Origin of the sequence: Gordonia mangrovi (genome assembly GCF_024734075.1) — a bacterium.
Lineage (GTDB): Bacteria > Actinomycetota > Actinomycetes > Mycobacteriales > Mycobacteriaceae > Gordonia > Gordonia mangrovi.
Genome location: NZ_CP102850.1, coordinates 1,568,953 through 1,584,363 on the forward strand (window position 1 = coordinate 1,568,953; position 15,411 = coordinate 1,584,363).

General features: G+C 63.9%; 7 protein-coding genes and 3 rRNA genes. 3 read left to right on the top strand and 7 right to left on the bottom strand.

What is annotated here, in order from left to right; all coding sequences use genetic code 11:
- The first annotated feature begins 40 nt into the window (after positions 1 to 40).
- Both NWF22_RS07225 and NWF22_RS07230 read left to right on the top strand, forming a co-directional pair.
- Positions 41 to 1,270, top strand: a complete 1,230-nt coding sequence (locus NWF22_RS07225; protein WP_160899951.1) for a CoA transferase — start codon at positions 41 to 43, stop codon at positions 1,268 to 1,270.
- Positions 1,267 to 2,667 carry an amidohydrolase family protein gene (locus tag NWF22_RS07230; RefSeq protein ID WP_160899950.1) on the top strand — a complete coding sequence of 467 codons (1,401 nt, stop codon included), beginning with the start codon at positions 1,267 to 1,269 and terminating at the stop codon, positions 2,665 to 2,667. Before NWF22_RS07225 ends, NWF22_RS07230 begins: the two co-directional genes overlap by 4 nt.
- A gap of 78 nt (positions 2,668 to 2,745) precedes the next feature.
- Here the strand turns inward: NWF22_RS07230 and rrf are convergent.
- From rrf to NWF22_RS07265, 7 genes are all read right to left on the bottom strand, one after another.
- Positions 2,746 to 2,862: ribosomal RNA gene (rrf, locus tag NWF22_RS07235) — 5S ribosomal RNA — on the bottom strand.
- 206 nt (positions 2,863 to 3,068) lie between these two features.
- Positions 3,069 to 6,205, bottom strand: a 23S ribosomal RNA gene (locus NWF22_RS07240).
- A 464-nt stretch (positions 6,206 to 6,669) separates the two neighbouring features.
- Positions 6,670 to 8,192 (bottom strand): 16S ribosomal RNA (locus NWF22_RS07245).
- The 16S, 23S and 5S rRNA genes sit together here, the layout of an rRNA operon.
- Positions 8,193 to 8,766: 574 nt before the next feature.
- Positions 8,767 to 10,137, bottom strand: coding sequence for an MFS transporter (locus tag NWF22_RS07250; protein ID WP_160903754.1), 1,371 nt, complete (start codon positions 10,135 to 10,137; stop codon positions 8,767 to 8,769).
- A 38-nt stretch (positions 10,138 to 10,175) separates the two neighbouring features.
- Positions 10,176 to 12,593 carry a PEP/pyruvate-binding domain-containing protein gene (locus NWF22_RS07255; protein ID WP_160903755.1) on the bottom strand — a complete coding sequence of 806 codons (2,418 nt, stop codon included), beginning with the start codon at positions 12,591 to 12,593 and terminating at the stop codon, positions 10,176 to 10,178.
- A 4-nt stretch (positions 12,594 to 12,597) separates the two neighbouring features.
- Entirely contained in the window at positions 12,598 to 13,575 is a 978-nt protein-coding gene (locus NWF22_RS07260) for a TIGR03617 family F420-dependent LLM class oxidoreductase (protein WP_160903756.1), read from the bottom strand.
- 9 nt (positions 13,576 to 13,584) lie between these two features.
- Entirely contained in the window at positions 13,585 to 14,700 is a 1,116-nt protein-coding gene (locus NWF22_RS07265; protein WP_160903757.1) for an Rv3169 family protein, read from the bottom strand.
- A gap of 50 nt (positions 14,701 to 14,750) precedes the next feature.
- Here NWF22_RS07265 and NWF22_RS07270 point away from each other — a divergent pair, with 50 nt between their 5' ends.
- On the top strand, positions 14,751 to 15,365 hold the full coding sequence (locus NWF22_RS07270) for a TetR-like C-terminal domain-containing protein (RefSeq protein WP_160903759.1): 615 nt from the start codon (positions 14,751 to 14,753) through the stop codon (positions 15,363 to 15,365).
- Positions 15,366 to 15,411 lie beyond the last annotated feature (46 nt).

Below are 15,411 nucleotides of genomic sequence, written 5' to 3' on the forward strand. Positions count from 1 at the left end.
TCGGGCCGGCGGGCCGGCATCGGGAGGTAGCATCGCCCGCGTGTCGATCCCCGCGCCGCGCGATCCCGTTCGGGATTGGGCGCGCAGCGGAGTGGCCTATCTGACCGGTCGGTCCGCCGGTCCGCCGCTGATCCCGCCCGGCACGGCCGCCACGGTGGCACGTGCACTCACCGACCAGATCGCCGAGGCGACCGCCGGTGGGGTGCGGCTCGACGGGGCGGCGCTGCTCGCCGAACGTGCGGCATTCACCGGTCACCGGCGGGCGGGCGCGACGTCGGCGGGTGGCGCGTGCCGGTTGCTGCCCACGGCGGACGGCTGGGCGGCAGTATCGATCGCTCGGCCCGACGACCCCGCGCTGTACGGCGCACTGATCGAATGCGGCGAGCTCGGCGATGATCCGTGGCCGGCGGTGGCCGGGTGGTTGCGCGACCACACCGGCGACGAGTTCGACGAACGTGCCGAGCTGCTCGGTGTGGCGGCCGGAAGTGTGCGCCCGCCGCGCGCTGCGCCGGCGAGCGCGACCGATCCGGCAGCACATCGCTCGGTGGCGGGCATGCTCGTGGTGGACTTCAGCGCGCTGTGGGCCGGACCGCTGTGTGCGCATGTGCTGGGTCTGGCCGGCGCCCGGGTGGTCAAGGTGGAGACGCCCTCGCGGCCCGACGGCGCCCGCCGCGGCAATCCCGAGTTCTACCACCTGTTGCATGCCGGCCACCGATCGGTGATGCTCGACCCGACAGTGGCCGACGACCGGGCGGCGTTGCACGCGTTGGTGTCGGCCGCCGGCATCGTCATCGAGGCGTCACGCCCCCGGGCACTGCGCGGATTCGGTCTGGACGCAGAGGAATTCGTCGCGGCCGGCGCGACGTGGATATCGATCACCGCGCACGGCCGGGCATCGAACCGGATCGGCTTCGGCGACGATGTGGCCGCGTCGGCCGGGTTGGTCGCGCACGACGCGCAGGGACTGATGTTCGTCGGCGACGCCATCGCCGATCCGCTCACCGGCCTCACGGCAGCCGCGCTGGCGATGACAGCACACACGCGGGACAGCGGTGTGCTGCACGATGTCTCGATGGAGGGCACAGTGGCGGCCACACTCACCGGAACGCACGACGTGACCGCGTATCCCGATCACGGCGGCTGGCTCGTCGACGCCGACGACGGCGCGGTGGCGATCGCGGCACCGCGGGCCCGGCCGGTGTACGGCGAGGCACCGAAGTCGGGTGCGGACACCGACGATGTGCTGCGCGACCTCGGGATACCTCGATGACCGATCTCACGTTCCGGCGCGTGGAACTGCCGGTGGGCATCCGGGACGTGGTGGTCCGCGATGGGCGGGTCGTCGAGATCACCGACGACGCACCGTCGCACGGTTCGGTGGTGATCGACGGCCGGGGCGGAGCGCTCATTCCCGGCCTGCATGATCATCATCTGCACCTGCACGCGACGGCCGCCGCAGCCGAGTCGATCCGCTGCGGCCCACCCGAGGTGACCGATCTCGCCGGACTGACCGCGGCGTTGACGGGAGCGCCGGGTGACGGCTGGATTCGGGGTGTCGGGTACACCGAGACGGTGGGCGGTCTGATCGACCGGTCGGCGCTCGATCGGTGCACGCCCGACCGACCGGTCCGCATCCAGCACCGCAGTGGTGCGCTGTGGATTCTCAACACCCGGGCCGCCGACCTGGTCGACCTCGAGCAGGCCGATCATCCCGGCATCGAACGCGATGAACGCGGTCGGCCGACCGGCCGCCTCTGGCGCGCCGACGACTGGCTCCGCGACCACCTGCCGGATGCCGGTCCGCCATCGCTGTCGGCCCTCGGCGAGAGCCTCTCGGCCTTCGGCATCACCGGGATCACCGACGCCAGCCCGGACCTGAGCAGGGAGTCGCGCGACGCCCTGATCGCCGCACACCGCACCGGGCAGTTGCCACAGCGCCTGCACCTCCTCGGCGTCGGTATCGGCGACGACCTGCCCGACGCCGGACCCGCCGTCACGGTGGGCCCCTACAAGATCGTCATCGCCGACTCCGGCCTGCCTGACCTCGCCGATCTCACCGAACGCATCCGGCAGGCGCACACACATCGTCGGCCGGTGGCGGTGCACTGTGTCAGTCGGGTGGCGCTGGCCTTGCTACTGGCCGCGTTCCGCGATGCCGGTGTGATCGACGGGGACCGCATCGAGCACGGCGCGATCATCGGCGCCGGCACCGTCACCGAGCTCGCGGAGCTGGGCGTGCGGGTGGTGACCCAACCCGGATTCCTCGCCGACCGCGGCGATGACTATCTGGCTCGCGTGGACGCGGCCGATCTCCCCGATCTGTACCGGTGTCGCAGCCTGCTCGATCACCACGTGCCCACCGCATTGTCCAGCGATGCGCCGTACGGCCCGCTCGACCCGTGGGCGGTGATCCGTGCCGCGATCGAACGTCGGGCGCCGACCGGCGAGATCGTCGGGGAAGCCGAACGAATCCGCGCAGACGAAGCTCTCGATTGCCATCTCGCCCCCCTCGACGATCCCGGCGGAGAGGCGCGGCAGATACGTCCCGGCGCAGACGCCGACCTGGTGCTGTTCGACCGCCCGCTCGCCGAGGTACTCGACGACCCACGGTCAGATATGGTGCGCTGCACAGTTATCCGCGGCGAGCGAAAGTTCGACCGGGGGTAGCGCCGACAACCACCCAGGTCGACTGGTGTAGATATGCCGAAGGCCCCCAACGGTGTTGGGGGCCTTCGGTGATGTGTAGTTCGGCGGTGTCCTACTCTCCCACACTGGTTAGGGTGCAGTACCATTGGCGCTGGAGGGCTTAGCTTCCGGGTTCGGAATGGGACCGGGCGTTTCCCCTCCGCTATGGCCGCCGAAACATTGTGAAACAACACACGGGGGCACGCCCCCGTGGACCCCCAAAACCGTTGCCGGGTTTGATCAGTCCGTTGTCTGTTTGTCCACGCGAACTCCCGACCACTGTCGGGGGTTCATGGGGGCGAAGCCCCCATGTGTGTTGTTTCAGAAGGTGCATAGTGGATGCGAACAGAGCTCTATTTAACACTGTTTTTGGTGTTGAGTGTTGTTGTAAGTCCTCGGCCGATTAGTACCAGTCACCTGAACCTATTACTAGGCGTACAGTTCTGGCCTATCAACCCCATGGTCTGTAGGGGGCCTTAACCACTCGAAGGTGGTGAGAAACCTCATCTTGGAACAGGCTTCCCGCTTAGATGCTTTCAGCGGTTATCCCTTCCGAACGTAGCTAACCAGCAGTGCCCTTGGTAGGACAACTGGCACACCAGAGGTTCGTCCGTCCCGGTCCTCTCGTACTAGGGACAGGTTTCCTCAAGTTTCTAGACGCGCGCGGCGGATAGAGACCGAACTGTCTCACGACGTTCTAAACCCAGCTCGCGTGCCGCTTTAATGGGCGAACAGCCCAACCCTTGGGACCTACTCCAGCCCCAGGATGCGACGAGCCGACATCGAGGTGCCAAACCATCCCGTCGATATGGACTCTTGGGGAAGATCAGCCTGTTATCCCCGGGGTACCTTTTATCCGTTGAGCGACACCACTTCCACACGTTGGTGCCGGATCACTAGTCCCGACTTTCGTCCCTGCTCGACATGTACGTCTCACAGTCAAGCTCCCTTGTGCACTTACACTCAACACCTGATTGCCAACCAGGCTGAGGGAACCTTTGGGCGCCTCCGTTACATTTTGGGAGGCAACCGCCCCAGTTAAACTACCCACCAGGCACTGTCCCTGAACCCGATCAGGGTCCGAGGTTAGAAGTCCAATACGATCAGAGTGGTATTTCAACAACGACTCCATGAACACTGGCGTGCCCACTTCACAGTCTCCCACCTATCCTACACAAACCGAACCGAACACCAATACCAAGCTATAGTGAAGGTCCCGGGGTCTTTTCGTCCTGCCGCGCGTAACGAGCATCTTTACTCGTACTGCAATTTCGCCGAGTCTGTGGTTGAGACAGCAGAGAAGTCGTTACGCCATTCGTGCAGGTCGGAACTTACCCGACAAGGAATTTCGCTACCTTAGGATGGTTATAGTTACCACCGCCGTTTACTGGGGCTTAAATTCTCAGCTTCACCCACCAAAAGTGGATTAACCGGTCCTCTTAACCTTCCAGCACCGGGCAGGCGTCAGTCCGTATACATCGTCTTACGACTTCGCACGGACCTGTGTTTTTAGTAAACAGTCGCTTCTCTCTGGTCTCTGCGACCCACACCAGCTCACACCGCGAGGGCGGTCACCGGGATGGGTCCCCCTTCTCCCGAAGTTACGGGGGCATTTTGCCGAGTTCCTTAACCACAGTTCTCTCGATCGCCTTAGTATTCTCTACCTGACCACCTGTGTTGGTTTGGGGTACGGGCCGTGTACCAACTCACTAGAGGCTTTTCTCGGCAGCATAGGATCATGGAATTCACCGCAACGGCTACGCATCACCTCTCAGACACATGAACGGCGGATTTGCCTACCGTTCGTCCTACAGGCTTACACCAGTACAACCACTGACTGGCCCCACTACCTTCCTGCGTCACCCCATCGCTTGCCTACTACCAACCAAGGTCCCATGCAGCCCCATCCGGTCACCCGAAGGTGATCCATCTGGTTTTGGATGGTTAGTACAGTTGATTCAGCATGGACGCGGATACACGGGTACGGGAATATCAACCCGTTGTCCATCGACTACGCCTGTCGGCCTCGCCTTAGGTCCCGACTCACCCTGGGCGGAATAGCCTGGCCCAGGAACCCTTGGTCATCCGGCGGCAGAGTTTCTCACTCTGCTTTCGCTACTCATGCCTGCATTCTCACTCCCACACCCTCCACACCTCGTTCACACGGGCGCTTCCACGGATGCAGGACGCTCCCCTACCCACCCCACCCACTACACAGCCATCCGTAGACGACTGTGGATGTCATGGTGGAGTGCCGCGGCTTCGGCGGTGTACTTGAGCCCCGCTACATTGTCGGCGCAGGATCACTTGACCAGTGAGCTATTACGCACTCTTTCAAGGGTGGCTGCTTCTAAGCCAACCTCCTGGTTGTCTTCGCGACCCCACATCCTTTTCCACTTAGTACACGCTTAGGGGCCTTAGCCGGCGATCTGGGCTGTTTCCCTCTCGACTACGAACCTTATCGCCCGCAGTCTCACTGCAGTGCTCTCACTTACCGGCATTCGGAGTTTGGCTGACGTCAGTAACCTAGTAGGGCCCATCGGCCATCCAGTAGCTCTACCTCCAGTAAGAAACACACCACGCTGCACCTAAATGCATTTCGGGGAGAACCAGCTATCACGGAGTTTGATTGGCCTTTCACCCCTACCCACAACTCATCCCCTCCATTTTCAACTGAAGTGGGTTCGGGCCTCCACGACGTCTTACCGACGCTTCACCCTGGCCATGGGTAGATCACTCCGCTTCGGGTCTAGACCCGGCGACTCCACGCCCTATTCAGACTCGCTTTCGCTACGGCTACCCCACACGGGTTAACCTCGCCACCGAGCACTAACTCGCAGGCTCATTCTTCAAAAGGCACGCCATCACCCACCACCCACCAAAGGGTGCACAGGCTTTGACGGATTGTAAGCGTCCGGTTTCAGGTACTATTTCACTCCCCTCCCGGGGTACTTTTCACCTTTCCCTCACGGTACTCGTCCGCTATCGGTCACCAGGAAGTATTCAGGCTTACCGGGTGGTCCCGGCAGATTCACAGCAGATTCCACGAGCCCGCTGCTACTTGGGAGAACATCACGCAAGACCACAGGCTTTCAGCTACCGGACTCTCACCGACTACGGCAGACCATTCCAGGCCACTTCACCTAACCTCTGGTTTTATCACTCACGCCCAGACAGGTAGATCCGGGAAGATGAACCCCACAACCCCACACACACAACCCCTACCCGGTCACACATGCGCATGGTTTAGCCTCCTCCGCTTTCGCTCGCCACTACTCACGGAATCACAATTGTTTTCTCTTCCTATGGGTACTGAGATGTTTCACTTCCCCACGTTCCCCCCACACCAGCTATACATTCACTGGGTGGTAACACGACATCACTCGTGCTGGGTTTCCCCATTCGGACACCCTCGGATCACAGCTCGTTTGACAACTCCCCGAGGACTATCGCGGCCTACCACGTCCTTCATCGGCTCCTGGTACCAAGGCATCCACCGAACGCCCTAAAACACTTACAACAACACCTACACCCACAGGGGCTCCGCCCCCATGCACCCCCACAACAAGGGACACACAGGCAAACAACACCCCCCACGAGTGTAGAAAAAACAACAAAAACTCGAACAAAACACACAAACCAAAAAATGATTCGTCATGCATTGCAAAATAAAGATGCTCGCATCCACTATGCACTTCTCAAACAACACACACCAGCCACCCACACACCACTCCACCCCCCACCACAGGAAGCATCAACACGGCAGCGCAACGACCGGCCCAGAAGAAACGTGTGTTCCCTCAGAACCCCGATAGTGCATTGATGACATCACGCCGGTCACCCAACGTGAACACCACCCGATACCAGCACGACAGCCGGCACCACAGCGATGAGTCTGATGTTTCACCCTCGAGCTCCCCGTGCAGCACACTCGGCCACAACCGGGGGCCTATGGGGGCAGCGCCCCCATACGTTGCTCCTTAGAAAGGAGGTGATCCAGCCGCACCTTCCGGTACGGCTACCTTGTTACGACTTCGTCCCAATCGCCGATCCCACCTTCGACGGCTCCCTCCCACGAGGGGTTAGGCCACCGGCTTCGGGTGTTACCGACTTTCATGACGTGACGGGCGGTGTGTACAAGGCCCGGGAACGTATTCACCGCAGCGTTGCTGATCTGCGATTACTAGCGACTCCGACTTCACGGGGTCGAGTTGCAGACCCCGATCCGAACTGAGACCGGCTTTAAGGGATTCGCTCCACCTCACGGTATCGCAGCCCTCTGTACCGGCCATTGTAGCATGTGTGAAGCCCTGGACATAAGGGGCATGATGACTTGACGTCATCCCCACCTTCCTCCGAGTTGACCCCGGCAGTCTCCTGCAAGTCCCCGGCATAACCCGCTGGCAATACAGGACAAGGGTTGCGCTCGTTGCGGGACTTAACCCAACATCTCACGACACGAGCTGACGACAGCCATGCACCACCTGTACACCAACCACAAGGGAACGACTATCTCTAGCCGCGTCTGGTGTATGTCAAACCCAGGTAAGGTTCTTCGCGTTGCATCGAATTAATCCACATGCTCCGCCGCTTGTGCGGGCCCCCGTCAATTCCTTTGAGTTTTAGCCTTGCGGCCGTACTCCCCAGGCGGGGTACTTAATGCGTTAGCTACGGCACGGAACTCGTGAAATGAGCCCCACACCTAGTACCCACCGTTTACGGCGTGGACTACCAGGGTATCTAATCCTGTTCGCTACCCACGCTTTCGCTCCTCAGCGTCAGTTACTACCCAGAGACCCGCCTTCGCCACCGGTGTTCCTCCTGATATCTGCGCATTTCACCGCTACACCAGGAATTCCAGTCTCCCCTGTAGTACTCAAGTCTGCCCGTATCGCCTGCACGCCTGCAGTTAAGCTGCAGAATTTCACAGACGACGCGACAAACCGCCTACGAGCTCTTTACGCCCAGTAATTCCGGACAACGCTCGCACCCTACGTATTACCGCGGCTGCTGGCACGTAGTTGGCCGGTGCTTCTTCTCCAGGTACCGTCACAAAAGCTTCGTCCCTGGTGAAAGAGGTTTACAACCCGAAGGCCGTCATCCCTCACGCGGCGTCGCTGCATCAGGCTTGCGCCCATTGTGCAATATTCCCCACTGCTGCCTCCCGTAGGAGTCTGGGCCGTGTCTCAGTCCCAGTGTGGCCGATCACCCTCTCAGGTCGGCTACCCGTCGTCGCCTTGGTAGGCCATTACCCCACCAACAAGCTGATAGGCCGCGGGCCCATCCCCAACCGCAAAAGCTTTCCACCCCCAGTCATGCAACCAGGGGTCCTATCCGGTATTAGACCCAGTTTCCCAGGCTTATCCCAAAGTCAGGGGCAGATCACCCACGTGTTACTCACCCGTTCGCCACTCGAGTACCCAGCAAGCTGGGCCTTTCCGTTCGACTTGCATGTGTTAAGCACGCCGCCAGCGTTCGTCCTGAGCCAGGATCAAACTCTCCATGAAAACCTATCGAAAAATGCCGGCAAACCAGCACTTTCAACACAATCTCAGCCAGAGAGACAAAAACCTGACCAAACAAAAACTAGCAACACCCACCCCACAGGGCAGGTGCCACAAAAAATAATTCATCTCATATCCAAAAACACTTGGACACACGATGCCAAACAAATGGCATCAGACAATTCATCAACACACTATCGAGTTCTCAAAGAACACACACCCACCGGCACCACCCCCAACAGGGCGCTCACCAGCAAGCTTCGGTCCTGATTGGATTCGCCACCCGTCTCCGGGGCAACTCTTCCAACCTACCAGACACCCTCGCCAGCCCGCAACCATGCGTCGCGGTCCGAACCAGAATGACTGGCAACCCACAAAACCCCTGTCAGCGCATCACACAACCAACAACAGATTCTCCGGGGCGGCCAGAGCAAAAACCGGTTTCCCTTCCCCACCAACCTCTCGGCCGGCCCGGGCGGCGCCGTGTCGCTCTGACCCGAAGAAAGTTACGCACCTCGTGCGGCGTTTGCAAATCGCCTGGTCAGCGGTCGCGATGGCCATCTTCAACCGCCGAGACTCAGCGCATCACGAAGTGCATCACCAAGGCGACAAAGACGATCGAACAGCCGATCGCGCTCAACGCCAGTGCAAGCACGATCCCGGTGTTGTCCGGGAAGGTGTCCATCCCCGGATGCGCGGCGAGCACCGCGCCGGACAGCGCGCTACCGCAAGCGCCACCGACGGTGCGCAGCACCTGGTTGAAACTGACCGCACTGCCCAACTCCTCGGTGACGACGGTGCGCGCGATCAGCGCCGGCATGGCCGCATATCCCGTGCCGAGCCCGACGCCGAACAGGAACATGCCGATCAGGATCTCCCACAGGGCGTCGTGTGCGAACAGCATCAGGAACACGGCGACGGCCATGGTCGCGGTGCCCAGCCGCAGCAGTGTCGGCAAGCCGATCCGCGACGAGACCAACCGCACCATCCGGTTGGCCCCGAAACTCCCGATCGACAGCGGCAGCATCACGAAGCCGGCCCACAGCAGCGGCAGCGCGATGCCGTACCCGGTGTCGGTCGGCGCCTGCGCGATGAGGCTGGCGATGGACAGGCCGATGTAGAGGGCGGCACCGAGACCGATGGCCGTCCCGTTGGCGAGGATCACGTCGGTGTGCCGGAAGATGCGCAGGTTGATCATCGGGTGCTCGGCCCGGAGCTCGACCACCGCCCAGGCCACGAGCGCGGCAATGGCGGCCCCCGCGACGATCAGGCTGCGCGGCGCGATCCACCCCCAATCGGGGCCTTCGCTGATCGCCAGCAACAACGCCGAGAGCCCGATGCTGAGCAGTACCGCGCCCGGTATGTCGAAGCGATGGTGCGGTGCTCGTTCGTCGGGTCCGGCGGGGACGACGACCCACACGGTGGCCATCGCGGTGACCAGGAAGATCGCGGCGGCGACGAACGCCATGCGGAAGCCGAACCCCGATGCCAACACGCCGGTCAGCGGATAGCCGATACCGAGACCGGTGGCGACGGTCACTGACAGCGCCGAGATGCCCGGCCGCATCTGCTGGTCCGACAGGTAGCGGCGTGCGAGGGCGATCGTGACGGGGACGATGCCGTACGAGAGCCCCTGCAGTGCGCGGCCGGCAAGGAACACCCAGAATGTCGGCGCGATCGCGGCCATCACCGAACCGACGAGGATTATTGCGAGTGCCCAGATCAGCAGCCGCTTCTTGTGCGGGCCGTCGCTGAGGCGGCCCATCACCGGTGTCGTCACTGCGCCGACCAGCAGGTTGATGGTCAGCATCCACTGCGCGGTGCCGACGGCGACGTCGTACTCCTGCGCGACGCTGGGTACCAGCAGCATGCCCAGCGAACTGACCACCGCCGTGGTCAGTGCTGCGTAGACGAGGCCGGGGAGCAGTCGCTTGGGGGTTCCGGCCATTCGGCCACCCTATCGACGCCCGTTTCGCCACGCTGAGATCACCTGTTCCCGCCGGGTGAAGTGATGTCCGGCGCGGACACGGCACTGTCCGGCAGACGTTCGACGACGCCCCGATCACCGTCGACCCGCACCCGATCCCCCGTTGTCAGTACCTGCGTGGCCACGAGGGTGTTCACCACACACGGCAGCCCGTACTCACGCGCCACCACCGCACCGTGCGACACCGAACTGCCGATGTCGGTGACCAGGGCGGCGATCACGGTGAAATAGGGCGTCCACCCGACGTCGGTGACCGGGGCGACGAGGATGTCTCCACGCTCGACGTCACGTGCGTCGGCGATGGTCTTGGCGACGCGCACCACGCCTTCGACGGTCCCCCGGCCGGCCGGGCGCCCGACGAGCCGGTCGCCGGTGGCGCCGCGCGGCGGTGCGGTGACCCGCGGTGTCGGCCGCCCGACGGAAACGTCGTCGAAGTCGAGGGCTTGCTGGAAGGCCAACGCTTCTCGCCGCTTCCCGGCACGCTGCACGAGTTCGGTGATGTCGCCCGACCCGACGACCTGAGACAACTCCGATCGGTCGAAGAAGAACACCAGGTCCGCATCGGGCAGCCGACCGGTTGCCGACAGCACCTCACCCAGATGGTGATAGCCACGCTTGAGCCGATACGCCATCAACGCCATCTTCGATTTCGTCTCCTCGCGCCCGCGTGCGCCGCGCTGCGCGAGTCGGGCGAGGAGTCGGATCGTCCGCGATGTCGGTTCGGGATTGCTCGTGTCCGGTCGCCGTGCCGCACCATCACGAGCCGACCGCAGCATGACTTGCATCATCGCGCCCAATCCGGCCGGATCGTCGGCCCACGACGGGTCGCGCATACAGAGTTCGCGGTAGCCGCGATGACCGTGCCGACTCAAGAACTGTTGCAACGCGATACCGGCGGCGCTCGGCGTCGCGCGCAGATCCGTGACCGCAGCGTCCGGTGCGGCCCTGCGAAACCGGTTGGCGCCGGCCGCATCGGCGGCGATGGTGTGTACCACCGCATCGAGTTCGGCGAGCATGATCGCACTCTCCACGTCGGCGGCGCCGGCCAGCAGGCGGTTCGCCTCGGCCCGGCCATCATCTTCCGTGCGTCCCTGCTCGAGCGCCTGCCGGATCAGCACGCTCTCCAAGACATTGGCGGCCACCGCGGCCCGCGACGACGAGCGCACATGAGTCAGCGTGACATCGCAATATTGTTCGACTCCGGACTCCAACTCGCGCAGGATCAGCCGCGGGTCATCGCCGGCCGGCACGCGGAACTGCGCGATCTGCTCGTCGAGGCGGCCGACGGCCGGTCCCACGGACAGCGCATGCGTGCTGAGTCGGATCGTGTTGGTCAGCTTGCGGAGGAATGGTTGCGGTGGTGCGGGTTCCAGTTCGTCGATCACCCGGCCACAGATGGAAGTGGAGAACTGTTCGAGAGAGTTGCCGAGGATACCGGAGCTCAGTGCCGTGCCCTCGGTGAGGTTGAGGAACATGTGCCCGGAGAAATAGCCGACCTGTAGCCACGGCTGCTCGTAGTTCGGCTGTGCTCGCGCCACCACCTGGATCATCTGCATCGCGTAGTCGATCGCGAAGCCGGACACCGACGCGGTGAGCGGGCAGAAGGCGCCGGGCATCATCTCGCCGATGTTGCAGCGGGTGTACACGTGGTTGGCACCCGCCACCGGCGAATCCATCTCGGTGAGATCACCCGGCAGCGTGGTGATCGGTCGCGCCTGCAGCCACCACAGTCTCCCGGCTCGGTCGATGGCCCATTCGAGATCCATGGGTCTGCCCCAGTGCTGCGCAGCTCGCAGTGCACCAGACACGACGTCGTCGATCTCCGCGTCCACCAGGACCTGTTGCGTGGCGACCTCATGCAGGATGGGAGTGCCGCTGTGGTCCAGGATGATGTGCTCGGGTGATGTCGATCCGTCGACGAGCGCATCACCGAGACCGGCCACGGCGTCGACCACCACGAGGTCGCGCCGGCCGGACGTCGGGTCCGCGGTGAATACGACGCCGGCAGCGCGTGCGTCGATCATCTGCTGCACAACCACATTCATGGTGGCGTGGTGTTCTCCGCCATACGACGAGGCGCGGCGGGAGTGTACGGACGCGGCACAGTGCTGCACGGCCGCAAGGAATGCGGCCTCGGTGTCGACCCCCAGCACGGTGTCGTACTGACCGGCGAACGAGTGGCTGTCGCCGTCCTCCCCGACCGCCGAGGATCGGACGGCGACCGGAGTCGCACCGGCGGCACGCATTGCGGTGAATCTACGCACTGCCGCCTCGAGGGTTTCCGGCTGCGAGACGTCGGCGACGATGAAGCCCACCGGAACCGCCAGTCCGATCCGCCGCAGCTCGGCGAGTCCGGCCGCCTTGCCGCCGAAGCGGTCGTCGGTGACGTCGTCGAACTCGAGCGTGGTCGCGGTCATGGATTCAGACCAGCGCGTCGACGATCTCGGCGAGCATGTCGGTGTCGATGGGGCCGGGCTGGTACAGGCAGATGCGGTCCGACACGCCGTCGACGCGGTCGCGGATGTGCGCGGCCACCTCGGCGGGGCTGCCGCAGGCAGCGATCGTGTGCAGGATGTCGTCGTCGATCAGCGTGGCCATCTCCTGCCAGCGGCCCTGTTTGGACATCGCGTTGAGTTCCGGCTGCAGGTCACCCCACCCGTGGGCCTCGAGCACCGGACGGTACGCCGGAGTGGAACCGTAGAAGGCCAACAGCATTCGGGTCGAGGTGTGGTCGTCGCCGACCGACACGATGATCTCGGGGATCACCTCGAAGTCGTCATCTCTACGACCGGCGGCCGCAAGCCCGGCACGGACGCCGGGCATCGTGGTCTCGTGCAGGAACCGCTTGGTACCGAACGGCATCACCAGCAGACCATCGGCGACCTCGGCGGTCATGCGCGTCATCAACGGGCCGAGCGCACCGAGATAGATCGGCGGCGGGCCATAGGGATTGGGGCCAGGCGTGAAAGTCGGTGTCATCAAGGTGTGTCGGTGGTACTCGCCGCGGAAATCGAGACGTTCGCCGCTGTTCCACGTAGCGAAGATGGCACGCAACGCACCCACCATCTCTGCCATCCGCGCGACGGGGTGGTCGAACTCGGTGCCGTAGCGCTTCTCGATCTGTGCACGCACCTGCGTACCCAGCCCCAAGATGAACCGGCCTTCGCTGAGCAGTTGCAGGTCGTTGGCCTGGTGGGCGAGTTGGATCGGGTTGCGAGGAAACGCGATCGCCACGTTGGACATGAGGTCGAGCCCTCCGACGGCCGACGCCGACACCAGCGGTGTGAACACATCGTGCGGACCTTCGAAGGTGAACACGCCGGAGGCGCCGGCCTCCTGTAGCGCTTTCGCGCGCTCGATCGCGTCGCTGGGGCCGAACAGCGCGGTCATGATCTTCATCGTCTGGCCCTACTCGGCGACGTCGGTCCAGTCGGAGAACCCCGACGGATGGTGTGGTCCGATGACGCCGTGCTCGAACAGGCCCGCGCCCTCGATGCTCTGGCCATCAGGCTCAGTGCACACGGCGTGGGCCACATGGTCGATGAGGCTGAACGGCGCCTTGGCCATCACCTCGGGGTCGGTCAGGTCGAAGGTGACGCGCTCGGTGAACGCCTCGCCTTTCCAGGAACCGTGCGCCCACGTGGAGTCGCCGCCGTAGCCTGCACCGAAGGCGATGGGGGCGAACAGCTTCGACTCTATGTCGAGCTGGATCCGGTCGCCGGCGCGGTTCAGGAACTCGACGTGGGCGCCGTGCGGAATCCGGGTGCCGGAGGTGTAGTGGATGGCGACGCGCACGCCGTCGAGCTGCTCGACGCGGCCGTCGCGCCAGCGCCGGGTGCAGTCGTACAGGCTGCGGTGGCCGTCCGGGTCCTCCTGGAGGATCAGGAACAGTTGGTAGTCGGCGAAGGTCAGCGGCAGATACAGCCACCACATGCCGCGGAAGGCGGCGTCGGGACGACCGGCCGGTTCGGGCTCGCCGACCGGTCGGATGCCCCAGGATCGGTCACGGCTGGCCACTGTGGTGTCGTGCGTGACGGTCAGCCGTTCACCGTCGACGTCGATCCACCCCTCCCACGTGCCGACCTGCGCGAAGCGGCATGCCTGCAAGGTGACTCGCCGCTCGGTCAGCATGTCGTGCGGTTGTTCCAGGGCTGCGGGAAACGAGCCGCGCCACGTCAGGTCCGCGGAGATCCCCTCGGTTTCCGCGAGCGTCAGGTGCATCCGGTTCAGCGGTTCGATCACGTCGAGGCGGTAGCCGCTGACGTGTTGGTTGAGCCGGTCGTCGTCGATGGCGTCACTGAGGCGCACCGCGGTCTGGGTGTCGCCGCGCCGGATGACGAAGTAGGCGTCCTTGACACCGAGGCGCGGGTAGTAGCCGATACCGGTCAGCGCCATGAAGCGGCCGTCGCGTTCGAGGACGTTGAAGTAGGAGCGGTCGTAGAAGTTGCGATCGGACGTGGCCGGCCACGAGACCGGCGCCGGCGTCTGATGGATCGGGTACTCGTCGAGCGGGCTCAGTTGCACGAACTCTCCCTCAAATACGATGCGCACTGTATTGGAATTACGATGGAATGATGACAGCAGAAAGCCGCAGCGAAGGCAAGAGGGCCGACGGCTCTGCCCTCGGGCCGCCGGGGCGTCCGCGCGACGGCCGGATCGATGTCGCGATCATCGCCGCGACCCGCGAGTTGATACTCGAGAGCGGCTATCCGGCGTTGTCGTTGTCGGCGATCGCCGCCCGCGCCGGCACCACCACTGCCGCCATCTACCGACGCTGGGCGGGCAAGGCGCAGCTCGTCCACGAGGCGGTGTTGCCCGCGGATACGATCCCCCCACCCCTGGGTTCCGGCGACATCCGCACCGACATCCGATCCGTCGTCGAGACCGTCCGCGCGATGTTCGATCGTCCGGAGGTCCGTATGGCGCTGCCCGGACTGATCGCGGACACCGTCGCCGACCCGCAGGTGCACACCATGATGATCAGCCGGTTGGCCGGCAATCTCGGAGCGTTCGAAAACCGGTTCGGCCAGGGGCGTCGCACCGACGACCACCTGCCCATGCTCGCCGAGGTGGTGGCGGGTACCGCGATCTTCCGCATCCTGATCCGCCAGGACGCGGCACTCGACGACGCGTGGGTCGACGCGATGACGGAGATGATCACCGAGCGGTGGCCGCCCGACGGCGACTGACGATGGCGTGCGGCATGTGACGGTCGCGATCTCGGCGCCCGGGGCC